We start from the raw sequence: 1,984 nt of genomic DNA, 5'->3' as shown, positions 1-1,984 counted from the left end.
GACTGTTATCAAAAAAGTAGCGACCTGAATGCCGGGATGGTCATGATTGACAAAGCCCTTGACCTGTTTGGGGACAACGGCATGTATCTATGCACTAAAGCAGAATTATTGTATAAATAACAGCGAAAAGTAATGTAGAAAGCCCGAGAAAAAAGCTACTGTATGCCAGCGCATACACTCCAAACTTTAATAACAATAATATCACAGTAACAATGTTCCCTGCAATGATGCAACTATATAAAAAAGCACCATGAAGTTTGGTTTTGTGCCAGGCTAAGATAATATTTCGAAAGGTATCGGCTAATAAGCTAAAGGAGGTTCCCCATAAAGCGATTCGGAAGGCTTTTACAATATCGCCGCGGTAACGCATATCGATATTGGCGATATTGCCGATAACGTATGACAAACCGTACCCTACGATGATAGAGAGTACAAATAACATACACGCTATTAAAATGCCTGAACATATAGCTAAACCAAGTTCCTCCTCATTTTTCTCGCCAATAGCGTAAGATACACGTTGTAATAGAACGCCGGCGACCCCCGGGTCGACGATAGTGATCCAGGTGAGCACATTGCCGGTTGCCAGCCATGCCCCATATACCGCACTGTCGATAAAGTGCAAATACAAAGGAATGACCAACACCCCGTTTATCAATGTAATGACAAACCCGATGTTCAGGAAGAAAAGATTCCAAATGGTTGCCTTTTTCCTGCCCTCCCTTACTATTTGTTTCTTTTCGGCCATTTAAATCGTTTAATTGAATTAGCATTCAGGCATCGCTGATTTGCCCCCTTTTTAGTGTCGCATCAATAATTTTATTTTACTGCTTTTTCTGAATTTTCATAATACCCGAAACCGTAGCCATATCCGTAGCCATATCCGTAACCATATCCATATTTTCCTTTTTGCTGGATACCGTTCATTATTAAATTAAGGTTCTTAAAACGCCCTTCTTTATATAAGCCATTGATGTACTTTAAGCGGGCTTTAGGCGTATATTCATGCCTGACAACGTAGAATGTGGCATCGGTGTATTTTTCAATAACCAGCGCGTCAGTTACGAGGCCCACAGGCGGCGCATCAACAATTATATAATCATATCTAAGGCGAAGTATGGTGAATAACTCATCCATTCTGCCATCTACCAACAACTCAACAGGATTAGGCGGAATAAGCCCGCAGGTAATGATGTGATAATTCTCATATCCTGGGACAGAATAGATAATATCATCCAACTCAGCATACCCGATCAGGTAATTGCTCAGCCCGGTTTTATAATCAATATTTAACTTTTCCTGTAATTTTGGCTTCCGGAGATCGAATTCAAGAATGATCACTTTTTTACCGGTAATAGACAAACTTGCTCCCAAATTTAGCGAGATAAATGATTTTCCTTCGCCGCTTATACTTGATGTGAGCATAATAGCCTGTAATTTTTTGCCCGGGGATAAAAATGAAATATTGGTACGCAATGCCCGGATCTGCTCTCCGATTGCAGAGCGGCCCATTTCCAAAACAAGCTCATTCGAATTATCGGTTTGAGAAATTTCGGCCAGAACGGGAATTGCGCACTCTTTTTCAATGTCACTGCGGCTTTTGATCTTGTCATTCCAAAGGTCGAGTATATAAATTATCCCAAATGGTATGGCTAGCCCAAATAAAGAAAACGCCATCAGAACGATGCCTTTTTTGGGTTTTATGGGTTCATCGCTGCTTATAGCCCTGTCAACAGTCCGTGTATCCGACACCGTTGAAGCAAAAGACAATTCGGTTTCCTCCCTGTTTTTTAGTAAAAACGTGTATAAGTCGTCTTTTATAGACTGCTGACGGGTAATATCAACCAGCTTTCTTTCCTTGACAGGGACTGATTTGATCATTCCATTCATATTAGTGCTCGTCTTCTCCAGTTGTTGGCGGGTAACGTTCAGGCTCCTTTTCAGCGTTTCAATATTATCGAAGATATTTTGCTTTAAAGTGGCT

The 1,984-nt window shown here is 40.9% G+C and carries 2 protein-coding genes; both read right to left on the bottom strand.

What is annotated here, in order from left to right:
* Positions 1-94: 94 nt before the first annotated feature.
* A complete protein-coding gene (locus QZY09_RS12115; RefSeq protein ID WP_295672730.1) occupies positions 95-748 on the bottom strand; it encodes a hypothetical protein in 654 nt (217 codons plus the stop codon).
* A gap of 71 nt (positions 749-819) precedes the next feature.
* A partial coding sequence (locus QZY09_RS12110; RefSeq protein WP_295672729.1) for a tyrosine-protein kinase domain-containing protein occupies positions 820-1,984 on the bottom strand: 1,165 nt, incomplete at its 5' end.

Source organism: uncultured Mucilaginibacter sp., from assembly GCF_903913935.1.
Classification (GTDB): Bacteria; Bacteroidota; Bacteroidia; order Sphingobacteriales; family Sphingobacteriaceae; genus Mucilaginibacter.
The sequence above is the reverse complement of the archived record's forward strand: the minus strand, read 5'-3'. Positions and strand labels throughout refer to the sequence as shown.